General features: G+C 65.0%; 18 protein-coding genes. 5 read left to right on the forward strand and 13 right to left on the reverse strand.

Going from position 1 to position 21,468, the window contains the following annotated elements:
- Nucleotides 1–82 precede the first annotated feature (82 nt).
- The 3 genes from JYA52_RS21775 to fdxA all read right to left on the reverse strand — a co-directional run bounded on the left by JYA52_RS21775 (nt 83) and on the right by fdxA (nt 3,148).
- Nucleotides 83–1,366, reverse strand: coding sequence for a citrate synthase (locus tag JYA52_RS21775; protein WP_205655462.1), 1,284 nt, complete (start codon nt 1,364–1,366; stop codon nt 83–85).
- Between the two features lie 297 nt (nt 1,367–1,663).
- Nucleotides 1,664–2,812 carry a succinyldiaminopimelate transaminase gene (gene dapC / locus JYA52_RS21780; protein ID WP_205655463.1) on the reverse strand — a complete coding sequence of 383 codons (1,149 nt, stop codon included), beginning with the start codon at nt 2,810–2,812 and terminating at the stop codon, nt 1,664–1,666.
- Between the two features lie 9 nt (nt 2,813–2,821).
- Nucleotides 2,822–3,148, reverse strand: coding sequence for a ferredoxin (gene fdxA / locus JYA52_RS21785; protein ID WP_205655464.1), 327 nt, complete (start codon nt 3,146–3,148; stop codon nt 2,822–2,824).
- A 152-nt stretch (nt 3,149–3,300) separates the two neighbouring features.
- Here fdxA and JYA52_RS21790 point away from each other — a divergent pair, with 152 nt between their 5' ends.
- Nucleotides 3,301–3,546 (forward strand): putative acetyltransferase, encoded by a 246-nt coding sequence (locus JYA52_RS21790; protein ID WP_307869502.1) that lies wholly within the window; start codon nt 3,301–3,303, stop codon nt 3,544–3,546.
- A 17-nt stretch (nt 3,547–3,563) separates the two neighbouring features.
- Here JYA52_RS21790 and JYA52_RS21795 read toward each other — a convergent pair whose 3' ends face one another.
- Complete coding sequence (locus JYA52_RS21795; protein WP_205655465.1) at nt 3,564–4,844, reverse strand: MFS transporter; 1,281 nt, start codon at nt 4,842–4,844, stop codon at nt 3,564–3,566.
- Between the two features lie 62 nt (nt 4,845–4,906).
- Here JYA52_RS21795 and JYA52_RS21800 point away from each other — a divergent pair, with 62 nt between their 5' ends.
- Nucleotides 4,907–5,416: an ArsR/SmtB family transcription factor gene (locus JYA52_RS21800; RefSeq protein WP_205655466.1), complete on the forward strand. Its 510-nt coding sequence runs from the start codon at nt 4,907–4,909 to the stop codon at nt 5,414–5,416.
- Here the strand turns inward: JYA52_RS21800 and JYA52_RS21805 are convergent.
- Both JYA52_RS21805 and typA read right to left on the reverse strand, forming a co-directional pair.
- Entirely contained in the window at nt 5,413–5,841 is a 429-nt protein-coding gene (locus JYA52_RS21805; protein ID WP_307869504.1) for a hypothetical protein, read from the reverse strand. The genes JYA52_RS21800 and JYA52_RS21805 overlap by 4 nt on opposite strands.
- A gap of 31 nt (nt 5,842–5,872) precedes the next feature.
- Nucleotides 5,873–7,801 (reverse strand): translational GTPase TypA, encoded by a 1,929-nt coding sequence (gene typA / locus JYA52_RS21810; RefSeq protein ID WP_205655467.1) that lies wholly within the window; start codon nt 7,799–7,801, stop codon nt 5,873–5,875.
- 271 nt (nt 7,802–8,072) lie between these two features.
- Between typA and JYA52_RS21815 the strand changes: the two genes are divergently transcribed.
- A complete protein-coding gene (locus JYA52_RS21815; protein WP_205655468.1) occupies nt 8,073–8,915 on the forward strand; it encodes an SGNH/GDSL hydrolase family protein in 843 nt (280 codons plus the stop codon).
- Nucleotides 8,916–8,941: 26 nt separating this feature from the next.
- Here the strand turns inward: JYA52_RS21815 and JYA52_RS21820 are convergent, their stop codons facing one another.
- A complete protein-coding gene (locus JYA52_RS21820) occupies nt 8,942–10,771 on the reverse strand; it encodes an ABC transporter ATP-binding protein (protein ID WP_240460654.1) in 1,830 nt (609 codons plus the stop codon).
- Between the two features lie 79 nt (nt 10,772–10,850).
- Between JYA52_RS21820 and JYA52_RS21825 the strand changes: the two genes are divergently transcribed.
- Nucleotides 10,851–11,480: a PH domain-containing protein gene (locus tag JYA52_RS21825; RefSeq protein WP_205655469.1), complete on the forward strand. Its 630-nt coding sequence runs from the start codon at nt 10,851–10,853 to the stop codon at nt 11,478–11,480.
- Between the two features lie 13 nt (nt 11,481–11,493).
- Here JYA52_RS21825 and JYA52_RS21830 read toward each other — a convergent pair whose 3' ends face one another.
- The 5 genes from JYA52_RS21830 to ychF all read right to left on the reverse strand — a co-directional run bounded on the left by JYA52_RS21830 (nt 11,494) and on the right by ychF (nt 18,949).
- Entirely contained in the window at nt 11,494–12,645 is a 1,152-nt protein-coding gene (locus tag JYA52_RS21830; protein WP_240460655.1) for an ABC transporter permease, read from the reverse strand.
- Nucleotides 12,642–14,183 (reverse strand): ABC transporter permease, encoded by a 1,542-nt coding sequence (locus JYA52_RS21835; protein ID WP_205655470.1) that lies wholly within the window; start codon nt 14,181–14,183, stop codon nt 12,642–12,644. The genes JYA52_RS21830 and JYA52_RS21835 overlap by 4 nt, the downstream gene beginning before the upstream one ends.
- A gap of 171 nt (nt 14,184–14,354) precedes the next feature.
- On the reverse strand, nt 14,355–16,133 hold the full coding sequence (locus tag JYA52_RS21840) for an ABC transporter family substrate-binding protein (RefSeq protein ID WP_205655471.1): 1,779 nt from the start codon (nt 16,131–16,133) through the stop codon (nt 14,355–14,357).
- 1,235 nt (nt 16,134–17,368) lie between these two features.
- Nucleotides 17,369–17,497 (reverse strand): hypothetical protein, encoded by a 129-nt coding sequence (locus JYA52_RS22870; RefSeq protein ID WP_276208612.1) that lies wholly within the window; start codon nt 17,495–17,497, stop codon nt 17,369–17,371.
- Nucleotides 17,498–17,863: 366 nt separating this feature from the next.
- Nucleotides 17,864–18,949, reverse strand: coding sequence for a redox-regulated ATPase YchF (gene ychF / locus JYA52_RS21845; protein ID WP_205655472.1), 1,086 nt, complete (start codon nt 18,947–18,949; stop codon nt 17,864–17,866).
- A 135-nt stretch (nt 18,950–19,084) separates the two neighbouring features.
- On the opposite strand from ychF, the gene JYA52_RS21850 reads away from it, so the two are divergent.
- Nucleotides 19,085–20,326 carry a DNA recombination protein RmuC gene (locus tag JYA52_RS21850; protein WP_205655473.1) on the forward strand — a complete coding sequence of 414 codons (1,242 nt, stop codon included), beginning with the start codon at nt 19,085–19,087 and terminating at the stop codon, nt 20,324–20,326.
- 48 nt (nt 20,327–20,374) lie between these two features.
- On the opposite strand, the gene JYA52_RS21855 is transcribed toward JYA52_RS21850, so the two are convergent.
- Entirely contained in the window at nt 20,375–21,451 is a 1,077-nt protein-coding gene (locus JYA52_RS21855; protein ID WP_205655474.1) for a 4-hydroxy-3-methylbut-2-enyl diphosphate reductase, read from the reverse strand.
- Nucleotides 21,452–21,468 lie beyond the last annotated feature (17 nt).

Genomic DNA, 21,468 nt, shown 5'->3' on the forward strand with positions numbered 1-21,468 from the left:
GCTCGACCGGCGGACACAGAAACGGCGGCCGCCCACCCTAGAGGGTGGGCGGCCGCCGCCGTCGTTGCAGTCTCCGGACCGTTTAGCTGGCCGGGTAGTCGCGCTCCGGCGATCCTGTGTACAGCTGGCGCGGACGGCCAATCTTCGTGGTGGGGTCGCTGATCATTTCGCGCCACTGAGCGATCCAGCCCGGCAGGCGTCCGATCGCGAACAGCACGGTGAACATTTTCTCCGGGAAGCCCATGGCCTTGTAGATCAGGCCGGTGTAGAAGTCCACGTTCGGGTAGAGCTTGCGCTGGATGAAGTAGTCATCACTGAGCGCCTTCTCTTCCAGGCGCATGGCGATGTCCAGCAGTTCGTCGTTGCCGCCGAGCTTGCTGAGGATCTCATGGGCCGTCGCCTTGACGATCTTGGCACGCGGGTCATAGTTCTTGTAGACGCGGTGTCCGAAGCCCATCAGGCGGACGCCGTCTTCCTTGTTCTTGACCTTCTCCATGTAGTCCTCGGGCTTGGTGCCGTCGGCCTGGATCTGGCGGAGCATCTTCAGCACTGCCTCGTTGGCGCCGCCGTGGGCGGGGCCGAAGAGCGCGTTGATGCCTGCCGAGACCGATGCGAACAGGTTGGCGTTGGAGGAGCCAACCAGGCGCACAGTGGAGGTGGAACAGTTCTGCTCGTGGTCGGCGTGCAGGATCAGCAGGAGATCCAGGGCCTTTGCGATGACCGGGTCCATCTCGTACTGCTCCGCGGGGAGGCCGAAGCTCAGGCGCAGGAAGTTCTCCACAAGGTTGTGGGAGTTGTCCGGGTACAGCATGGGCTGGCCGATGGACTTCTTGTGTGCGTAGGCGGCGATGACGGGCATCTTGGCCATCAGGCGGATGGTGGAGACCTCCACCTGCTCGGCGTTGAAGGGGTCCAGCGAGTCCTGGTAGAACGTGGACAGCGCCGACACGGCCGAGGAGAGCACCGGCATGGGGTGGGCATCGCGCGGGAAGCCGCTGAAGAAGCCCTTCAGCTCTTCATGCAGCAGGGTGTGGTGGCGGATGCGCTGGTCAAATGACTCCAGTTCCGCGGGAGTCGGCAGGTTCCCGTAGATCAGCAGGTAGGAGACTTCGAGGAAGCTGGAGTGCTGTGCGAGCTGCTCGATCGGGTAGCCGCGGTACCGCAGGATACCTGCGTCCCCGTCGATGTAGGTGATCGCGGACGTCGTGGCAGCGGTGTTCATGAAGCCAGGGTCAAAGGCGACGGCGCCGGTCTGCTTCAGCAGTTTGGAAACGTCGTATCCTTCGTTTCCCTCGACAACCTTGATGCGCGGGAGCTCGAGCTCGCCGCCTGCGTGGCGCAAGGTTGCGCTGGTGGTCTCAGTCATGGAGTCCCCTTCATGAGGCTTCTGGGCCTCTGTAGAAAGCTTGATCCAACATCAGGTGAGCCGCGCGGGGACCCCCGCACCGGCGGGACGTCCAACGGCCGTGCTGCCTTCTTGTAGAAAGCCACCATTGATAGTCAGTTAAAAGTTACCGCCACTTTCACCCTGCCACTAATCCGGGAGCCCCAAAAGACCCCCAAAACACGCGAGTTGTGGCGCGTGTCACATCCATTGTTACGCGGCTATGGTCCGTGGATTACCGACCCCCGGCGCCGGGCATGGGCCCCGAACGGGCGCCGGTCACGCGGTTTCGGCCAGCCGGGCCACGGCGGCATCGATCCGTTCGTCGGAACCGGTCAGCGCCACCCGCACGTAGCCGTTTCCGGCGTCCCCGTAAAACACGCCCGGCCCGGCAACGATGCCGCGTTCTGCCAGCCGGGAGATCGTGTCCCAGGTGGCTTCCCCCGCTGTGGACCAGAGGTAGAGCCCGGCATGCGATTCGTGAATCCTGAGCCCGAAGCTTTCGAGGGCCGGAACAAGCCGCTCACGGCGGCCGCGGTACAGGTCTTTCTGCGCCTGCACGTGCGCGTCGTCCCCGAGCGCAACCCGCATCGCTTCCTGAACCGGATACGGCACGATCATGCCGGCGTGCTTCCGGCTGTTCACGAGGTTGGCCATAATGGCCGAGTCGCCCGCCACAAATGCGGCCCGGTAGCCGGCGAGGTTGGACTGTTTGCTCAGCGAGTACACGGCGAGAAGCCCGTCATGCGAACCGCCGGTGACACGCGGGTCAAGGATGCTGGGCACCGCTTCTCCGCCGCGCTGAAGGTCCCATTCGCCCCAGCCAAGCTCCGCGTAGCATTCGTCCGAGGCAACCAGGGCCCCGACTTCACGGGCCTGGCCAACGATTTTCCGGAGCGAGGCGGCATCCCGGACGCTTCCCGTGGGGTTGCCCGGTGAATTGACCCAGACCAGGCGGACCCTCGAGCGGGTGGCCGCGTCCAGTTCATCGAGATCGTCCGCGGCCACGGCGGTGGCGCCGGCAAAGGTGGCTCCGATGTCGTAGGTCGGATAGGCCACCGTGGGGCGGACCACGACGTCGCCCGGCTTCAGTCCCAGCAGGAACGGCAGCCATGCCACCAGTTCCTTGGAACCGACGGTTGGCATGACATCGTGCGGGTCAAGGCCTTCCACGCCGCGGCGCCGTGCGAACCAGGCTGCAATGGCCTCCCGGAGCGCCGCTGTCCCGTGGACCGTGGGATAGCCGGGGGCGTCCGCTGCGGCGCGGAGCGCGTCCTGGATCACCGCGGGGGTCGGGTCCACGGGCGTTCCGATGGACAGGTTCACCACTCCGCCGGGGTGTTCGGCCGCTTTGGCGACATACGGCGCCATGGCCTCCCAAGGGTAGTCGGGCAGGCTCAGGCCGAAACTGCGCACAGCTGTTGTCACCTACGCGCCTCAGTGATCCTGGTTCTGCGGCGGCAGCGCTGAAATCATGGGGTGGTCCGTGTGGGTGTTGCCGACCTTGGCGGCACCGCCCGGCGAGCCCAGTTCGTCGAAGAACTCGACGTTGGCCTTGTAGTAGTCAGCCCATTCCTCCGGGGTGTCATCCTCGTAGTAGATGGCTTCGACCGGGCAGACAGGCTCACATGCGCCGCAGTCGACGCACTCATCCGGATGGATGTAGAGGGAACGCTCGCCTTCATAGATGCAATCGACGGGGCACTCCTCAATGCATGCCTTGTCCTTGACATCTACACACGGCTGCGCGATTACGTACGTCACGTCCCTTGCCTCTCCACGTTGGTACCGGCGGCTGGCCGGCTGGTGCTTCCGGCCTGCATGCCGGACTATCGACTTCAGAGCCTATTATCTCCCAGCACCGCTCCGCGAACGAAGCGGCGCGTCACACTCGGGACGCGGCATACGATGAACCGGTGAGTCCGACGACACCTTCAGCCCGTGAATTCCTGGCCGCCACCTCCCCCGGGACCCGGGTGGTGGTGCGCTACAGGATCGACGGCGGGTTCACGGACGCGCTGGGAGACCTCCTGGAGTGCAGCGCGACCGCCTGCACCGTGCGCACCCGCACTGCCGACGTCGTGATTCACCTCGACCTGGTGGTGGCCGCCAAACAGGTGCCGCCCCGGCCGGCGCGGCGCAGCCCGCGCGCCGCTGGCTGAGAGATGCACCCGTCCGCTCAGGAGCCCTCAACCTGGCTCGGCAACGTGCGCATTCCCAGCAACGGCGAGAACACCACCGGTGCGGCCGCCAGGAAACTGCCCGCCGTTCCGATCCAGATCACCGCGATGAGGCCGAGGTGCTCGGCAAGGACACCGGACGCCAGCGCGGCCAGCGGCATCACTCCCCAGACAACGAACCGGATGGACGCGTTCATCCTTCCCAGCAGGCGGGGCGGACACACGCGCTGGCGCATGCTGAGCTGCATGATGTTGTAGATCAGGACCACGAAGCCGAAGCAGAGTTCGGACAGCAGCAGCAGTGCCAGCGAAACCCCCGGCTCGGAGGCCATGGCCGCCAGCGGCAGGGGCACCAGGAAAACAGAACTGGCAACTGCGCAGAGCGGTATGACCGTGCCTTCCCCCACCCGGGCCGCCACCCGCGGAGCCGCAACCGCCCCCAGCAGCCCGCCGGCCGCGCCCACGGCCATGACCAGCCCCATCCCCTGCGCCCCGAGTCCAAGGTTCCGCAGGATCAGCACGGGCATCATGGTGAAAATCATCATGCCGCAAAAATTCATGGCCGCCGTACAGGCCGCGATGCGGCTGATCAGCGGATGCCGGATCACGAACGCGAGCCCCTCTTTGATCTCGACGCGCAGCGGACGCCTGTCATCCACTTCGGCGGCCACCTCCCGGTCACGGGTGCGGGCGAGGAAGGTGGCGGACAGCAGGTAGCCGACGGCTTCGCCCACGAACAGCACGGGAGCCGTGACCACCGCCAGCAGGAGGCCACCGGCGGCCGGTCCTCCGATCCTGGCTATCTGGGCCGTGCCTTCGAGTTTGGAGTTGGCCTGGTTGACCTGTCCGGGGGCAACGAGGACCGGAACGTAGCTCTGGTACGAGACATCGAAGAACACAGTCGCCGTGCCAACGATCGCCGCGATGACGTAGAGGTGCCAGATCTCAAGCACTCCGCCCCACCACAGCAGCGGCACCGCAGCCATTGCCGTCATCCGGGCGAGGTCGGCGCGGATCATGGTCGGGCGCTTCAGCCACCGGTCCACCCAGGCACCGGCCGGAAGGCCCACAATGAGGAACGCGGCGAGGCCGGCGGCGTTGAGCACACCCACCTGGAACTCCGTGGCATGCAGCATGGACACGGCGAGGACCGGAAAGGCCAGTTGCCCCAGCTGGGCGCCGAACTGGCTCATCGCCTGCCCGGCCCAGAAAGTGGTGAAGTTACGGTCCAGCAACAGCGATCTGGATGCTTGACCTGCGGCGGTCGGGTCGGCTGTCACCGCATCAGTTTCCAGTGGTGATTGATATATGTCAATCACTTTTTGCTGGCTAGACTGGCGCTATGAAACCCGCCCCGGAAAGCGATGACGCAGACCTGGTGGCGAAGGGCCGTGCGCTCAGCTCCCCGATCAGGCTTCGGATCCTGCGGCTGTGCCTCCACCAGGCACGTACCAACAAGGAAATCGCCGAACTGCTGGGCATCAACCCCGCCTCCAGCCTTCACCATGTGCGCACCCTGGTGCGGACCGGATTCCTGCTGGCAGAGGAGCGCCGGAAGGGGCGGCGGGGCGCGGCTGAGGTGCCCTATATTGCCAGCCGCAAGTCCTGGAGTACGTCCGTGGACAACGTCGCCCCCATCCTCATCGAGACCTTCGTGCAGGAAACCCGGGACCTGCCGCCGGAGGACATCGAGGTGTGGCGCCTGGGCGTGAAGTTCAACGCCGCCCGGCGGCAGGAAATGCTGGGCAAGCTCCGCGCGGTGCTGGACGAGTACATGGCCCTTCCGGCGGACGACGACGGCGAGGCCACCTCCCTGATGATCGCCCACCACCGGGATCCAACGGCTGACTAGTCGTGTGCCCCCGCGGCGGCGGCCGGGACAGGCACCCCGGGGGCCGGAGCGGCCTGGTGCCGGCGGTACCGCCGGCACCAGGCCAGCATCAGCACGGTGACGGCGGCGATCCCGTACACCCAGATGTTCCCGGCCGGATCCCCGGCAATCAGACGCTTTCCGGGCGCCATGGCCGACCACCAGCCCACCAGGACGTAGCAGAGAACCCCCGTGGCCGCCGTCGGCATGAGCGAACGGAACGCCGCCGCCACCAGCACCTGGAGGGCACCCAGCAGCACCAGCGCGGCTACCGCGCCCCAGGGCAGCACGACGTCGGCGGCCAGCAGCTGATGGCGGTGCAGGGCCGTACCGGCGAAGGCAGCAAAAAGAGCTGCCGGCACGGCGGCGGCCAGACCGCCTGCCATGCCGGCAGCTCTCTTATTCACGCGATATCCGTACTTGGGCGGATTGCTGCGGTTATGCCTTGGCGCGGGCGCGCGTTGCCTTGGCACGCTCGTTGGAGTCCAGGATCACCTTGCGGATGCGGATGGACTCCGGGGTGACTTCCACGCACTCGTCCTCGCGGGCGAATTCGAGCGATTCCTCAAGGGTCAGGTCGCGCGGGGGCGTCAGGTTCTCGAAGGTGTCGGAGGAAGCGGCACGCATGTTGGTGAGCTTCTTTTCCTTGGTGATGTTCACGTCCATGTCGTCGGCGCGGGAGTTCTCCCCGACGATCATGCCTTCGTAGACCTCGGAGGTGGGCTTCACGAAGAAGGAGCCGCGTTCCTGCAGGTTGATCATGGCGAACGGGGTCACCACACCGGCGCGGTCGGCAACCATGGAACCGTTGGTGCGGTACTCGATCGGGCCGGCCCAGGGCTCGTAGCCCTCGGAGATCGAGGACGCGATGCCTGCGCCGCGGGTGTCCGTGAGGAACTTGGTGCGGAAACCGATCAGGCCACGGGCCGGAACGATGAACTCCATCCGGCACCAGCCGGTGCCGTGGTTGGCCATGTTGGTCATGCGGCCCTTGCGGGCGGCCATAAGCTGCGTGACCGCGCCCAGGTACTCTTCCGGCACGTCGATGGTCATGTGTTCCATCGGCTCGTGGATCTTGCCGTCGACGGTCCGGGTGACAACCTGCGGCTTGCCGACGGTCAGCTCGAAGCCTTCGCGGCGCATCTGCTCAACGAGGATGGCCAGCGCGAGCTCGCCACGGCCCTGGACTTCCCAGGCGTCGGGACGCTCGGTGGGGAGAACCTTGATGGAGACGTTACCGATCAGTTCCTTGTCCAGGCGGTCCTTCACCTGGCGGGCGGTGACCTTGGCGCCCTTGACCTTGCCGGCCAGCGGCGAGGTGTTGATACCGATGGTCATGGAGATCGCGGGATCGTCCACGGTGATCAGCGGCAGCGGCTGCGGGTTGTCGGCGTCGGTCAGGGTCTCACCGATGGTGATCTCCTCGATGCCGGCGACGGCGACAATCTCGCCGGGGCCGGCGGACTCGGCGGGAACGCGGTCCAGGGCCTTCGTTGCCAGCAGTTCGGTGATCTTGACGTTCTTCAGTTCGCCGTTGGCACGCGCCCAGGCGACGGTCTGGCCCTTGCGCAGGGTGCCGTTGTAGATGCGGAGCAGAGCCAGGCGGCCGAGGAACGGTGAGGCGTCCAGGTTGGTGACGTGCGCCTGCAGGACACCGTTCGGGTTGTACGTCGGTGCCGGGATGTGCTCGATGATGGCCTTGAACAGCGGCTCAAGGTCCTCGTTCTCCGGAGCGGTGCCGTCGGCCGGCTGCTCGAGGGAGGCGCGGCCAACCTTGGCTGCAGCGTAGACGACCGGAACTTCGAGGATCTTGTCCAGGTCGAGGTCCGGAACTTCGTCGGCGAGGTCGGAGGCCAGGCCCAGGAGCAGGTCCATGGACTCGTGGACGACTTCCTCGATGCGCGCGTCGGGGCGGTCGGTCTTGTTGACCAGGAGGATGACCGGCAGGTGCGCGGCGAGGGCCTTGCGGAGCACGAAGCGGGTCTGCGGCAGCGGGCCCTCGGAAGCGTCAACCAGAAGCACGACGCCGTCAACCATGGACAGTCCGCGCTCCACCTCGCCGCCGAAGTCGGCGTGGCCGGGGGTGTCGATGACGTTGATGGTGATGGTCTCGCCGCCCGACGACGGGCCGTTGTAGGCAACCGTGGTGTTCTTGGCGAGGATGGTGATGCCCTTTTCACGCTCAAGGTCGCCGGAGTCCATGACCCGGTCCTCGAGGTGGTTGTGAGCGGCAAAAGAGTTGGTCTGCTTGAGCATGGCGTCGACCAGGGTGGTCTTGCCGTGGTCAACGTGGGCCACAATCGCGACGTTGCGGAGGTCACTGCGAGATGCAGTGGCTACCGCAGTGTTGGTGGTGGTTTCAGACATGCGTTATTGCTCGATTCAGTGGTGAAGTCAGCTGTTGTATCGCGACATTTCCAACCGGAACGCACGACGGATCAGACCCTTTAACACAGGGCACCTATTGCCAGTCTAGCCGCTCTGCCATTTATTGGCCTAAAACCGCCAGGAAACCGCACCCCGCCCCGTTACCAAATCGTGAGTCCGCGGCCGCGTCACGTGGGCAGAATCACTGGCTTTTCCCGAACTGATCCCTCACTATTGCTTGAACACTATGCAACAGGCCAGGAGTCCACGGATGCTAGAAGCCTCAGCGCGGGCTGTCCTGATTGCCCCTGTCATTGCCGCCACCCTGCTGCTGGGTGCGTGCGGGTTGCCGTCCCAGCCCGCTGCCGGCACGGGCGGCCCATCTGTAACCGGCGCTGCGGCGCCCGCGGCAGCACCGGGCGAGGCGGTCGCCGCCGGTTCGCCGGCCACCGGCGACTTCACCGCAGTGGATCCTTCCGGCCTGCCGGCGGGAGCCCTCTTCCGGAACCCTGCCAACGGCCGGGACGAAGTCATCATCGACAATATTGGCCGCACGGCCCTGCTGATCGGTGACTCGCAGTCCGAGCCGGAGGCAAGCTGGCCGCGCCGCGCCCTGGCGGGACTCGGCTACGACGTTTTCTTCTGCGGCAAGGGGGGAACGGGCTTTGTGGCCTCGAACGGGACCACGGGCAACTACGTCGATGCCCTGCAGCGGGGCGACTGGCACCTGCCCTACGGCTTTCCTCCGCTCGTCGTCATCGAAGGCGGCGGGAACGACGCCAAGCAGGGAGCCAGCGACGAGCAAATCGCCGCCAACGCCGAGAGCCTGATCACCACCCTGAAGCAGCGCTACCCGGGTGCCAAACTCGCCATGGTGGGCACGCTCGGCAAGGGCGCCGGAAACGGCGGCGGCCGGCGCGCAGAAGTAGACGCGCTGCTGGGGACCGTGGCAGCCGAGCACGGCATCCCCTTCGTCAGCGTCGGCGACTGGCTGACACGCTACGGGCTGGAGAACCAGCTCGCCGACGCCGTCCACATGAACGACGACGGCCACCGCGCCCTGGGAGCCCTGCTGGGCGGCCGGCTCGCGGGCCTCGGCCTCGGCCCCGGTTAGGCCTGCCGGCTAGGTCCGCCGGCTACCTACTCCACGCCCGCGGCCAGCAGCTGGGCGCGCAGTTCGCGGCGCTCACGCTGCCGTTCCGGGTCCGGCAAGGGTACGGCCGCCAGCAGCCTTTGCGTGTACGGCTCCTGCGGGTTCCGGAGGATCTGGTCACGGGTCCCCTGCTCCACGATCCGTCCCCGTTGCATCACGCAGATCCTGTCGGCCAGCACGTCCACCACCGCGAGGTCGTGGGTCACGAAGAGGCAGGCGAAGCCCAGCTCACGCTGCAGGTTCTGGAACAGCTCCAGCACCTTCGCCTGGACGGACACGTCGAGCGCGGAGGTGGGCTCATCCGCCACCATCAGCTTCGGCTTCAGCGAGAGGGCACGCGCAATGCCCACCCGCTGCTTCTGACCGCCGGACAGCTCGTGCGGGTACCTGTTGCGGTATGAGCGCGGCAGTTCCACCTGGTCCAGCAGGGCCTCGATCCGCTTCTGCAGGTCAGCGCCCTTCGCCACGCCGGCAAGGTACATGGGTTCGCCGATGCTTTCGCCGATGGGCAGGCGCGGGTTCAGGGAGGACGACGGGTCTTGGAAGACCATCCCGATGTGGCGCCGCACGTTGTGCAGCTGTCGGCCGTTCTTCTTGGCCGCGGAAATATCCTGGCCTACCACCCGCATCGTGCCGGCGGCGACGGGCAGCAGGCCCACTGCTGCCCGTCCGACGGTGGTCTTCCCGGAGCCGGACTCCCCCACGAGCCCCACGACCTGGCCGGGGTAGATCGTCAGGTTGGCGCCTTCCACGGCACGGAACGCCGGCACGCGGCCCTGCTTGGGGTACTCGATGGCCACGTCCGTGAGTTCGAGGACTGGTTCACCTGCAGGCCTCGCGGCCGCGGCAGCGGCCAGCGCCTCGGCATTCTCGCGCTCCCGTCGGGCCAGTTCCTCGTGGTCCACGGATTCGAGTTCCGCGTGCGTGGCGGCCGCCAGTGCGGCAGTCACGTCCACGTCCGTCTCTGACCCGGCGCCGCCCTGCCCGAGGTGCGGGACCGCCGCAAGGAGTGCCTGCGTGTAGGGGTGCTGCGGGTTGTGGAAGATCTGGTCCGCGGTGCCGGTTTCGACGATCAGCCCCCGGCGCATCACCGCGATCCGGTCGGCGAGGTCGGCCACGACGCCCATGTCGTGGGTGATGAGGACGATCGCACTGTCCAGCTTGTTCCTGAGGTTTCTCATGAGGTCGAGGATTTCGGCCTGCACCGTGACGTCGAGGGCGGTGGTGGGTTCGTCCGCGATGAGCAGTTTGGGGTCGCAGGAGAGTGACTGGGCGATCATCGCACGCTGCCGCTGGCCGCCGGACAGCTGGTGCGGGTAGGACTTGAACGCCTTCTCAGGATCGGGCAGTTCCACGAGGTCCAGCATCTGGAGTGCCCGTTCCCGGGCCTGGTCCGGCGAGACTTCGTTATGCAGCCGTATCGTTTCCACGATTTGCGCGCCCACGGTGTACACGGGGTTCAGGGCGGTCATGGGCTCCTGGAAGATGACGGCCACATCCTTGCCGCGGACGCTGCGGATGTTGGAAGCGTCCGCGCCCAACAGCTCCTTTCCGGACAGCTTCACGCTGCCGGAGACGCGGCTGTTGCTGGGCAGCAGCCCCAGCAGGGCCATGGAGCTGGCGCTCTTACCCGAACCGGATTCGCCCACTATGGCCAGCACCTCACCGGCGCGGACTTCGTAGTCGAGGCCGACGGCGGCAGGCACCCACGCTTTGTCCACGCCAAAGTCGACGCTCAGGTTGCGCACCTCAAGGACCACCGGGCCCTTGTTTCCGGAACGAGCCATGGCGGGACCGGTGCTGATGAAGTCAGACATTTGGGGATTTTCCTTCCACGCGGGCCGGCTGGGCACCTGAGATTAGTGCCGCGGCTCCGAATCCTGAATTATGGGGGGCATGAGCACTGCGCCGCACGCCGAAAACGCTGCGATCTTCAAGGCCCGCACGAATAAGTGGTTCGCCGGGCTGGCCTGGCTGATAGCCGGCGTTGGTCTCATCAGTACAGCCCTGACCGGCGGAGCAGGAGCGATGACCGGAATCGGGCCGCTGCTGCTTGTCGCCTATCTCGGCTGGCTCCTGTTCTGGCGCCCGTCCGTGGTGGTCCACGACGCCGGCGTCAGGCTCGAGAACCCGTTCCGGTCCGTTACCGTGCCGTGGGCGGCCCTCGTGCAGGTGGACACGCGCTACGCCCTGACGCTGATCACGCCGTCCCGCAGCTACGGTGCCTGGGCTGCGCCGGCGCCGGGAATCTGGGGCGGACGCAATGCCCGCCCCGAGGACCTCCAGGGCCTGCCAGGAAGCACCTACGGACCCGGGCATTCCGTCCGGCCCGGTGATCTTAAGAGCACCGATTCGGGACAGGCGGCACGGCTGGTGCGCGCCCGCTGGCAGCAACAGGTCGAATCCGGTGCCTTCGACGCCGGAAACGCCGAGGACACCCCGGTGACGGTCACGGTCCGCTGGCTGGAGCTGGGCGCCACCGCGGCGCTCGTCGCGTTCAGCATCTGGGGCGTGGCCCTGCTGTAGGGCGCAGACCACGTCAGGCTCCCTTGTCGCCGGATGCGGCGCCGCCCCCGGCGGCCCTGTCCCCCGCGCTGCCCTCCTGGGCGGCGACCGGGGTCTGCCCTGGCGCCAGGGGGCTGCCCGTGTCCCGGGCTTTCTTGGGATTGAACTTCTTCTGCCGCGGATCAAACGCGTCCCGCAGCCCGTCGCCGATGAAGTTGATGCTCAGGCAGATGAGGACGATGAACAGGCCGGGGAACCAGAACAGCCACGGACGGGTGGTGAAGGCTTCCTGGTTCTGTGAAATGAGCAGGCCAAGGGAGGTGTCCGGGGACTTCACGCCCACGCCAAGGTAGCTCAGTGCGGTCTCGGTGAGGATGGCCGCGGACATGGTCAGCGTGACGTTGACGATCAGGACGCCGACGGCGTTGGGCAGGATGTGCTTGAAGATAATCCGGGCGTTGCTGGCGCCGGATATCCGCGCGGCGTCGACGAATTCACGTTCCCGCAAGGTCAGGAACTCACCCCGCATCAGCCTGGCCAGGCCCACCCAGCTGATCAGGCCAAGGAAGATACCAAGAGCCAGCACGCCGTTGGTGCTGGCAAACGAGGCAAACCAGCTCCCTTCGTCCCTCCGCCCCGCAAACTGGGCCATGACGGCGGCCAGCAGCAGCGCCGGAATGATGATGATGATATCGGTGAGGCGCATGAGGATGGCTTCGGTCCAGCCGCGGAAGTAACCTGCCAGCGCGCCCACGGCCACGCCGATCAGCCCGGCGATGAGGCCGATGACCACCATGATGGTGATGGACTGCTGCGCACCTCGCATGGTCATGGCGAAGAGGTCCCGGCCGATCCGGTCCTGGCCGAAGGGATGCTCCCCCCATGCCAGCGGCCACAGGGAGGCCGTCGGGGCGCCGTCATTGGCGAGCGGCGAAACGGCTTCGTGGGTGTACTTCCACCATCCCGGGATTCCCGCATATCCCACGGACGTGAAGGCCATGAGGAAGATGATGGCAAAGACGACCAGGCCCACGATTGCGCCGGAATGGCCGAGGAACCGCTTACGGACAATCTGCCCCTGGCTCAGTCCCCTGGCCTCGATGACGGGCTCGATGCCGGCGGCCTGCTGTCCCTTCAGGTTGGCCTGTTCGGCGACGATTTCGTCCTGCTGGCTCGGCTGGCTCATGCTTTCACCCTTACTCGTGGATCCAGTGCGGAGTAGGCAAGGTCTGCGATGAGGTTGAACACCATCGCCGTGATGGCGACGCAGATAAAGACGCCCATGACGGGGTTCGGGTCCACATGCAGAATGCCGTCGAGGAACAGGAATCCCATGCCGCGGACGGAGAACACCGTCTCGGTGATGACCGCGCCGCCGATGAGCCCGCCGATGTCGAAGGCGACGATCGTGGCGACAGGGATGAGGGCGTTCCGGAACGCGTGCCGCATGACCACGGTCCGTTCGGAGAGGCCCTTGGCCCGCGCTGTCCGGATGTAGTCCATGTTCATGATCTCAAGCATGGAAGCGCGGGTGAACCTCGTGTAGCCAGCCAGGGAGATCAGGATGAGCGCCGTGGTGGGCAGGATCAGGTGGGTGAACGAGTCGAGCCCGAGGATCCAGAAGTCGCCCTCGATGTTCGGGGTGCCGGCGCCGATGGTCGCAATCGGGCGTCCGCGGACCCTGCTGTTGTTGAAGTACGCCGGCCAGGCCTGCATGAACCTGTCCAGGACGATGAGGAGGCCCAGAAGGAAGGATGTGATGGCCGCCGCACGCATGGATTGGCCTCGGTCATACCCGCCCACCAGGTAGCCGATCCCCATGCCCACGAGGACAGTGGCCACCGCGAGCAGCACGATCATGAGGAACGTTGCCTGGCTCAGCAGCGGCTGGATGACGAAGTAGGCAACAACGCCCACGCCTACCGCAATGAGCGCTGACTGCAGAGCCTTCCTGTTCCTCAGCCCTGCGGTCAGCAGGGTCACGGCAAAGGCGAGGCCGACTCCCGCAATGGCGATGACCACGGGGCCGAGCCCGGGGGTCTTGAACCAGAGGGTGACCGAGAAGTAGACGAGGATGGCCGATACAGCGGCGAAAACCGTTCCGCCCATCAGCACCCGGCGCCTTGCATCGCCTCCCGCGACGACGATGGCCACCAGCCCGAACACCGCACCCACTCCGATGGCCACCGGCAGGGGGATCTCCGGATTCCTAAGGAAGTTGTTGAAGCCGATGGCGCCGAATTCCTTCAGCAGCACGGCGACCCAGAAGATGGGAAGGGAAAAGAACAGGAACGCCATGAAGGTCACGCCGTAATCCAGGCTGCTGTACTGGCGCAAGGCGGTGATGATGCCGAGGGTGATGCCGATGAGTATCGCCAGGATGGTGGCCGCGGTCACGAGCGTGAGGGTCTGGACCAGGGCGTGCCCCAACGCATCGGTGATGGGCTGGCCGGCGATGTTCTTACCCAGGTCACAGGTGCCGGCAAAGGGGACGAGGCACTGGGCGGCGCCGCCGAGCCACTTGAAGTACCGCAGCGGCGCAGGGGTTTCCAGGTCAAGGAGCGCGGAGCGTGAATCCATCAGCTGCTGTTTGTTGGGCGAGCTGCTGGCGCGGAACTCCGCGAGCGGGTCACCGGACGCGGCGGTGAGCAGATACACCAGGAAGGACGCGCCCAGAAGAATGAGTGCCGCGGTGACTAGCCGCCGGACAATGTAGGTCACCATCGTGATAGAACCTCAGTATTCGGGCCCGGGGATCGCCCGGACCGGTCGCAGGGTTGGCCGTGCCCGCCTGTCGTGTTGCCGGCACCGGCGGTGGATGTCGCCACGAGGCGCCGGGACCATGGTGCTTGATCCCGGCGCCTCAGCTAGCTTGTTGCAGTTGTGGTCATCGGCTTACTTTTCGGCCCACTCCCAGAAGTTCCACCAGACACCCGTCTGGTTGGGCATGAACTTTACGCCGGTGATGCGGTCGCTGTAAGCGTCCACACCAATGGACTGGAACAGCGGGAGACCGTACGCGGAAGCCCAGATCTTCTGGTCAATCTGCCGGGTGAGGTCGTCCTGCTTGCCGCGGTCGGTGGTGACGATCAGTTCGTCCATCAGCTTGTCAGCCTCGGGATCGGTGAACTTGTTGAAGTTGGAACCGTTGCCCGTGCGGAAGATCTGCGGTACGCCGGAGACGCCGACGCCCGGGTTGATCCAGCCGAAGATGGCGGCGTCGTAGCCGCCCTTGCCTAGCGCCTTCCCCCAGTCGGAGGCACCGAGGCCGCCGTCGACGATCTTGAAGCCCGCTTTGGTCGCGGATTCACGGATCAGCGAGAACGCGTCGACGCGGTTCGGGTTGTCCTTGTTGTACATGATGCGGATTTCCGGAGTCTTGCCGGCCAGCAGCTGCTTGGCTGCGTCAATATCCACATCCTGGTAGGCAGCCGAGCCGTTTTCCTTCACGGAGTCCGCGTAGGCGGGCTGGGCGGGAACAAAGAGCTGTGAGTCCAGCGGCTTGGCTTCCGGATCCAGCTTCTTGATGATCTTGTCCACAATGTCCTTGCGGGGAACCGTCTTCATGAACGCCTCGCGGACATTCTTGTCGGCCAGTACACCGTAGAAGTTCAGGTCGATGTGGTCGTAGGAAAGCTGGTTGCCCTGCTCCACCGTGACGCCCTGGCTCTCGAGCGCCTTGAGCTGCTCAAGGGTGTCGGCGGACGCCTGCGGGGCGATGATGTCAGCCTCGCCGTTCTTCAGCGCCTGGACCTGGGCCGGTGCGGAACCGATGTAGCGGACGGTGATTTCGTCGAGCTTGGCTTCAGGGCCCCAGTTGTAGTCCTTGTTCTTGACCATGGTCAGGGACTGGTCCTGGTTGACGCTCTTGACGATGAACGGACCGTTGGAGAGGAAGAGGCTCGGGTCGCTCGGCAGGGTCTTGGAGTCGAAGCCCGTGTTCCAGAGATCGGACATGGCCTTGAGCTTGCTGTCAACAGGCTTCGGGGCCTTGGCATCACCGCGGGGCATGCCCTTGAGGTGGTCGATGAACTCCTGGGTGTCGGCCATGCCGGCCTTCTTCGCCAGAACGTGCGCCGGGATGTCGATGCCGGGCCCGCCGAGGGCGATCTCCCAGTCCGCGAACGGCTTGGAGTACTTCAGGGTCATGGACCGGTTGTTGTCACCGATTTCCGGGAAGTCGGTGAGGGCGAGGCCCGTCGGGTCACCGGCGTACGAGAAGTAGGAGGTGCCTGCCTTTCCTTCCGCGTCGGCGTCGTTGTAGTACCCCGAGAACGCGGCCCACTGCAGAAGGAGGTCCGCCGCGGTGACGGGCGTGCCGTCGGACCATTTAACGCCTTCGTTGATGGTGTATTTGACCGTGAGCGGGTTATCGGAAGTCTTTTCCATCTTGCCGAACTTCTCATTCCGGACGACATTGAGCTGGTTGTCGATGTAATAGAAGCCGGAGTGGGTCGCGTAGCTGACCTTGGAGTTGATGTCAGTATTGCCGTCAGCCGTGTTGGGGTTGAATGTGTTGAATGCGTTCACCTCGACAACGGTGGCGGTTCCCCCCTGCTTGCCCGCCGCGTTGCTCGTCGGGGTTGTCCCGGTGTTGGTGTTTGCGCAGGCGCTGAGTGCCAGCGCCGCTGCCGCGGCGACGCCTATTGCTTTGGAAATACGACCGAATCGCATTCCGCCTCCTATGTCTCTTTAGTGTGGAAAGGACCGCCGCTGTAGACGCCGGCCATAATGCCACATCCCCCCAGTGAGCATGTGGCATGTCTCACATGGGAAGTAGCCTAGACCCGAAGGCCGTGGCTGCGGACCGAAAGTTGCCCCTCAGTAAAGGTTGTTATCGAGATGCAACCTAGCAGGAACTGCTGGACGTTCCGAGGCAGGCTTTGCCTCAGTGGTTTGGGTCAGCAGTTACGCATGCCAATCACAGCGAAAGCCCCGATCCAAGGGACCAAGGCTTTCGGTTGTTAATTCTCAATCACTGAAGTCGGCGCGGCCACCCTGATGTTCAAGTGGAGCGCGCGCCTATTTTGCTCTTTGGTCCTCTAGGCTGAGGGCATGAGACACTCCCGTGAGGTGGGTTCCGCTGTAGACCAGCCAAACCTCTAAGCGGTACTCGCAATGCTCGGGACGACCCTCGCCGTCGGCCAGAGCATCATCGTGTGGTTCGGCGCCCTGTCAGGAGCAACGCCGCCAGCCCCAGCCACTCCAACTGACGTTTCATCGCCGCCTACACGTTGAAGCGGAACGTACCTTGCTGTGTCCGATGTCGCCCGTACTTTTGGCATCACGCCGACGCCGGTTTACCGGGCTTTGCAGTCTTGGCCGCACACACGGCAGGGGGTCACCATCAGCTTCACGACTAGCGACGTTGCCGGCATCAACCGGATCATGAACGCCGGACCGATCAGCAGATAATGCGGCGCTGCGCCTCGAAGCGAAGAAGACCGAGATCCGGATTTTGGATGAACTGGCAGCTTAGCCCCACGGAGGACCCCCCTCGTCAGCACGGTTAGCTGACGAGGGTTTCCTGGTTATTCAGTGAGGACCCTCATCTGGTCGATTCCACTGTCGGATCCGCCTGAGTAGCCGAGTGCTCATGCCGGGGAAAGACAAGTACTGAGTACTGATGTCTTGGTCTCCACCCGTCACTTAAGTTCGGGCTATGGGCGGAGACCAAGAGGATCACGGAAGTGCCGACATCCCTGTGCCTGTCGTGATGGGCTGTCGAGGGATGCTGCCAGCGGCAATGTTCGGTTTTAAGGATGGCGTGGCGTGGGTGGCTGATGACGTGTTCGTGACTCGTTTTAAAGGCGGGATCCTACTGGTCGAGCGCTGGGATGGGCGGAGTGTGAGGTCTGCCGTTCTCCGTCCAGACAGCGAGGGTTTCCTCCGCGCACTGTGGGTGTCGCTCAACGCAATTGCAGTGAACGGGGCACCCGAATAGGCCATTGCAGCCAGATACACTGGACAGTGTTCGGCGTCAGTTGGAACGTCGCCGCCACTTCCTTGACGGTGTAGAACTCGCCGTTGTCGTTCATGGCGTAGATCGTGGCCCTCTAGCGACGAGTTACGCGTGTAGGCGCGGCGCGGATGGCAGGATGAAGAACATGAGCGACATCGCACCCCGACTACAAGGAGGACTGGAGGCCATAAACGCGCGGTTACTCCGGTAGGAAGCCTGGGTCTTATCGCGGCCGGCTGTGATGTAGTGACCGTGCAGAGGGCGCTGGGGCACTCCAAGGCCACAATGACACTCAACACGTATGCTCACCTCTGGCCCACCGCCGAATACCCCACAAGGGCCGCTGCCGGCGCCATGATGGACGACGCACTCAGCATTCTTGCGGACCCTGTGCGGACTGGCCTAGCCTGGTCCCTTTGTCTGCAAGGGACAACACGCCTAACTACACGTTGAAGCGGAACTCGACGACGTCGCCGTCGGCCATCACGTATTCCTTACCTTCGATGCGGACCTTGCCGCGGGACTTTGCCTCGGCCATGGATCCGGCGTCGATGAGGTCATCGAAGGAGACCACTTCGGCTTTGATGAAGCCGCGCTGGAAGTCCGAGTGGATCACGCCTGCCGCCTGCGGGGCGGTGTCCCCCCGGTGGATGGTCCAGGCCCTGGTCTCTTTGGGACCTGCCGTCAGGTACGTCTGGAGTCCCAGCGTATGGAACCCGACCCGCGCAAGCTGGTCGAGTCCCGACTCGTCCTGCCCGTTCATCTCGAGCATCTCCCGGGCCTCGGCCTCGTCCAGTTCCACGAGGTCGGACTCCAGCTTGGCGTCGAGGAAGATGCAGTCAGCGGGCGCAACCATGGCGCGCAGCTCTTCCTGCTTCTCGGGGCTGCCGAGGATGCCTTCGTCGGCGTTGAAGACAAAGATAAACGGCTTGGCGGTCAGGAGCCCAAGCTCCTTGAGGTGCTCCATCTCCAGCTTGTCGCTCTTGATGGAGGAGTAGATGGTGTCGCCACGCTCCAGGACCGCCTGTGCGGCCTTGATGGCGGCGAGTTCAGCGGCGTCCCGCTTCTTGATCTTGACCTCTTTTTCGATCCGGGGAATGGCCTTCTCGATGGTCTGCAGGTCCGCGAGGATCAGCTCGGTGTTGATCGTCTCCATGTCAGAGCGGGGATCGACCTTGCCGTCGACGTGGACGACATCGGGATCGTCAAACACCCGGACCACTTCGGCGATGGCCTCCGCCTCGCGGATGTTGGCAAGGAACTGGTTGCCCAGGCCCTCACCTTCGGAGGCGCCCTTGACGATGCCCGCGATGTCCACGAAGGAAACCGCCGCCGGCAGCATCCGCTGCGAGCCGAAAATGTCAGCGAGCTGCTGAAGCCGGGGGTCGGGCAGGTTCACGACGCCGACGTTCGGTTCGATGGTGGCGAACGGATAGTTCGCCGCCAGCACCTGGTTGCGGGTCAGTGCGTTGAAAAGGGTTGATTTGCCGACGTTGGGCAGTCCGACGATGCCAATAGTAAGAGCCACGGACATTGATTCTACCCGTTGCGCGGGCGCCCGCTGCTACGGACGAGGCGTCAGGCGTCCGCCCCTGCACATTCCGGCCCCTCCGCCGCCGCTGCCTTCGGCAAAAATGTCACACCTGCGTGCCACAGTGAAGGCATGGATTCTTTTGCAGTCATTTTGGCCCTCCTGATGCTGTTGCTCGGCGCCCTCGCGGGGGCAGCCTTCACTTACACGGTTTTGCGCCGCCGGACCGCGGCGCTGGAAGCGGACTTCGACGGCGTTTCGGCGCGGCTCTCGGCGGTCACCGCCCAATACGCTGCGGCCGAGGCCGAGCGGAAGCTGCTCGCCGTGCAGAACCGGGAACTGGGTGAATCACGCCAGCAGGAGGGCAGTGTCCTGCGGGCTCTGGCGCCCGTCGCTGAGAAGCTGACGGCCGTTCAGCAGCAGGTCTCCCTGCTGGAACGTGACCGGCTGGAGCAGTACGGGCAACTCGCCCAGCAGCTGCAGGAGGCCAGGCTCTCGGACGAACAGCTCATGAGGTCAACGCATGCCCTCGAAGCGGCGCTTCGCTCGAACAGCGCGCGCGGCCAGTGGGGTGAGGTCCAGCTGCGCCGGGTGGTTGAAGCGTCCGGGATGCTGCGCCACGTTGATTTCCACGAACAGCTCCACAGCGCGGGAGCTGACGCTTCCGTCCGCCCGGACCTTGTGGTTCAGCTGCCCGGTGACAAGCAGCTCGTGGTCGACGCCAAAGTCCCGCTGTCCGCTTACCTCGAGGCCCAGGATCTTGGCCAGACCGACAGGGACACGGCCGGGAACCGGTCAAGCCAGCAGGCCCTGCTGGCAGCACACGCCAAGGCGCTCAAGGCCCATGTCGATGCGCTCAGCAGCAAGAAGTACTGGGACATATCCGGCAACTCCCCGGAGCTGGTCATTTGCTTCCTGCCGGCAGAATCCATCCTCGCGGCGGCGCTCTCTGCCGATCCGGGGCTGCTGGACCACGCGCTGTCCAGGAACGTGGTCCTGGCATCGCCCGGCACGCTGCTGGCCGTCCTCAAATCCGTCGCCTTCACCTGGCGGCAGGATGTGCTGACGGACAGTGCCCGCGAACTGTTCGAACTGGCCCGGCAGCTCTACGAACGGATGGGAACCCTGGGGGAAAATGTCAGCAAGCTGGGGTCCTCCCTGAAGTCCTCGGTGGACCGGTACAACTCCATGGTGGGCACCCTCGAGGCGCGGGTCCTCCCCACGGCGCGAAAACTCAATGCCCTCGACGCCACGGGGCTTGCCACGCCCTCCGCGGTCCAGGTCACGCCGCGCTCGGTATCCGCTCCCGAACTGCAGGCCCGGGAGCGGTCGGCCGGTGGACGGGAGGAGGCCTCGGAGGAAGACGCCGCCTAGGGCTCGCCCGCCTGAGGCGCGTTGGCTAGTTGGTTAGATGGTTATTGGCTAGTTCGAACGCCGGCCGCCGAGGGCCCGGGAGACGTCGCCGGCTTCCTTGAGGGTTGCGCGCAGTTCCTTGGGCAAGGAGAAGAGCAAGTCCTCTTCGGCGGTGACGACCTCTTCGACGGCGCCGTAGCCGTAGTCGGCCAGGAGCCGGAGAACATCCTTGACCAGCACCTCGGGCACGGAGGCGCCGGACGTGACGCCTACCGTGGCCACACCTTCGAACCAGGCCTCGTCCACCTCATTGGCGAAGTCGACGCGGTAGGAAGCCTTTGCCCCGTACTCGAGCGCGACTTCCACCAGACGCACGGAGTTGGAGGAGTTTGCCGAACCGACCACGATCACCAGGTCCGCCTGGGGTGCAATCTTCTTGATGGCCACCTGGCGATTGGTGGTGGCGTAGCAGATGTCGTCGCTGGGCGGGTCCTGAAGCGTCGGGAAGCGTTCCTTGAGCAGCCGGACGGTCTCCATCGTTTCGTCAACGCTCAGCGTGGTCTGCGACAGCCAAATGACCTTTTCCGGATCCCGGACAGTCACCTTGTCCACCTCATGCGGACCGTTGATGATCTGGATGTGTTCGGGGGCTTCCCCGGCTGTGCCTTCAACTTCCTCATGGCCGTCATGGCCGATCAGGAGGATGTCGAAGTCGTCCTTCGCGAAACGGACGGCTTCCTTGTGGACCTTGGTGACCAGCGGGCAGGTGGCATCGATGGTGCGCAGGCCGCGGTCCCCCGCGGACTGGACTACAGCCGGTGACACGCCGTGGGCTGAGAAGATGACCAGGGCGCCTTCGGGCACCTCATCAGTCTCATCCACGAAGATGGCGCCCTGCTCTTCGAGGGAACTCACGACGTGCACGTTGTGGACAATTTGCTTGCGGACGTACACCGGAGGCCCGTAGTGCTCCAGCGCCTTCTCCACCGCGATGACAGCACGGTCCACACCTGCGCAGTATCCGCGGGGGGCCGCCAGCAGTACCTTCTTGGCGCCGGATACCGGCGCGGCGGCCAGCACTTCCTCGGGCGAACGCCGCCGGCGCGGGACGGTGGGCATCGAAAGGGAGACAGCTGAGGAGGTCATTTCTCCATGCTACCGGG

This window comes from Arthrobacter pascens, from assembly GCF_017052465.1.
Classification (GTDB): Bacteria; Actinomycetota; Actinomycetes; order Actinomycetales; family Micrococcaceae; genus Arthrobacter; species Arthrobacter pascens.

Excerpts from the sequence above, each read along its gene's own strand:
- JYA52_RS21775 (WP_205655462.1), bottom strand. The coding sequence starts at position 1,366 with ATGACTGAGACCACCAGCGCAACCTTGCGCCACGCAGGCGGCGAGCTC.
- JYA52_RS21800 (WP_205655466.1), top strand. The coding sequence starts at position 4,907 with ATGAAACCCGCCCCGGAAAGCGATGACGCAGACCTGGTGGCGAAGGGC.
- typA (WP_205655467.1), bottom strand. The coding sequence starts at position 7,801 with ATGTCTGAAACCACCACCAACACTGCGGTAGCCACTGCATCTCGCAGT.
- JYA52_RS21815 (WP_205655468.1), top strand. The coding sequence starts at position 8,073 with ATGCTAGAAGCCTCAGCGCGGGCTGTCCTGATTGCCCCTGTCATTGCC.
- JYA52_RS21820 (WP_240460654.1), bottom strand. The coding sequence starts at position 10,771 with ATGTCTGACTTCATCAGCACCGGTCCCGCCATGGCTCGTTCCGGAAAC.
- JYA52_RS21825 (WP_205655469.1), top strand. The coding sequence starts at position 10,851 with ATGAGCACTGCGCCGCACGCCGAAAACGCTGCGATCTTCAAGGCCCGC.
- JYA52_RS21830 (WP_240460655.1), bottom strand. The coding sequence starts at position 12,645 with ATGAGCCAGCCGAGCCAGCAGGACGAAATCGTCGCCGAACAGGCCAAC.
- JYA52_RS21835 (WP_205655470.1), bottom strand. The coding sequence starts at position 14,183 with ATGGTGACCTACATTGTCCGGCGGCTAGTCACCGCGGCACTCATTCTT.
- JYA52_RS21840 (WP_205655471.1), bottom strand. The coding sequence starts at position 16,133 with ATGCGATTCGGTCGTATTTCCAAAGCAATAGGCGTCGCCGCGGCAGCG.
- JYA52_RS22870 (WP_276208612.1), bottom strand. The coding sequence starts at position 17,497 with ATGAACGACAACGGCGAGTTCTACACCGTCAAGGAAGTGGCGGCGACG.
- JYA52_RS21850 (WP_205655473.1), top strand. The coding sequence starts at position 19,085 with ATGGATTCTTTTGCAGTCATTTTGGCCCTCCTGATGCTGTTGCTCGGC.
- JYA52_RS21855 (WP_205655474.1), bottom strand. The coding sequence starts at position 21,451 with ATGACCTCCTCAGCTGTCTCCCTTTCGATGCCCACCGTCCCGCGCCGG.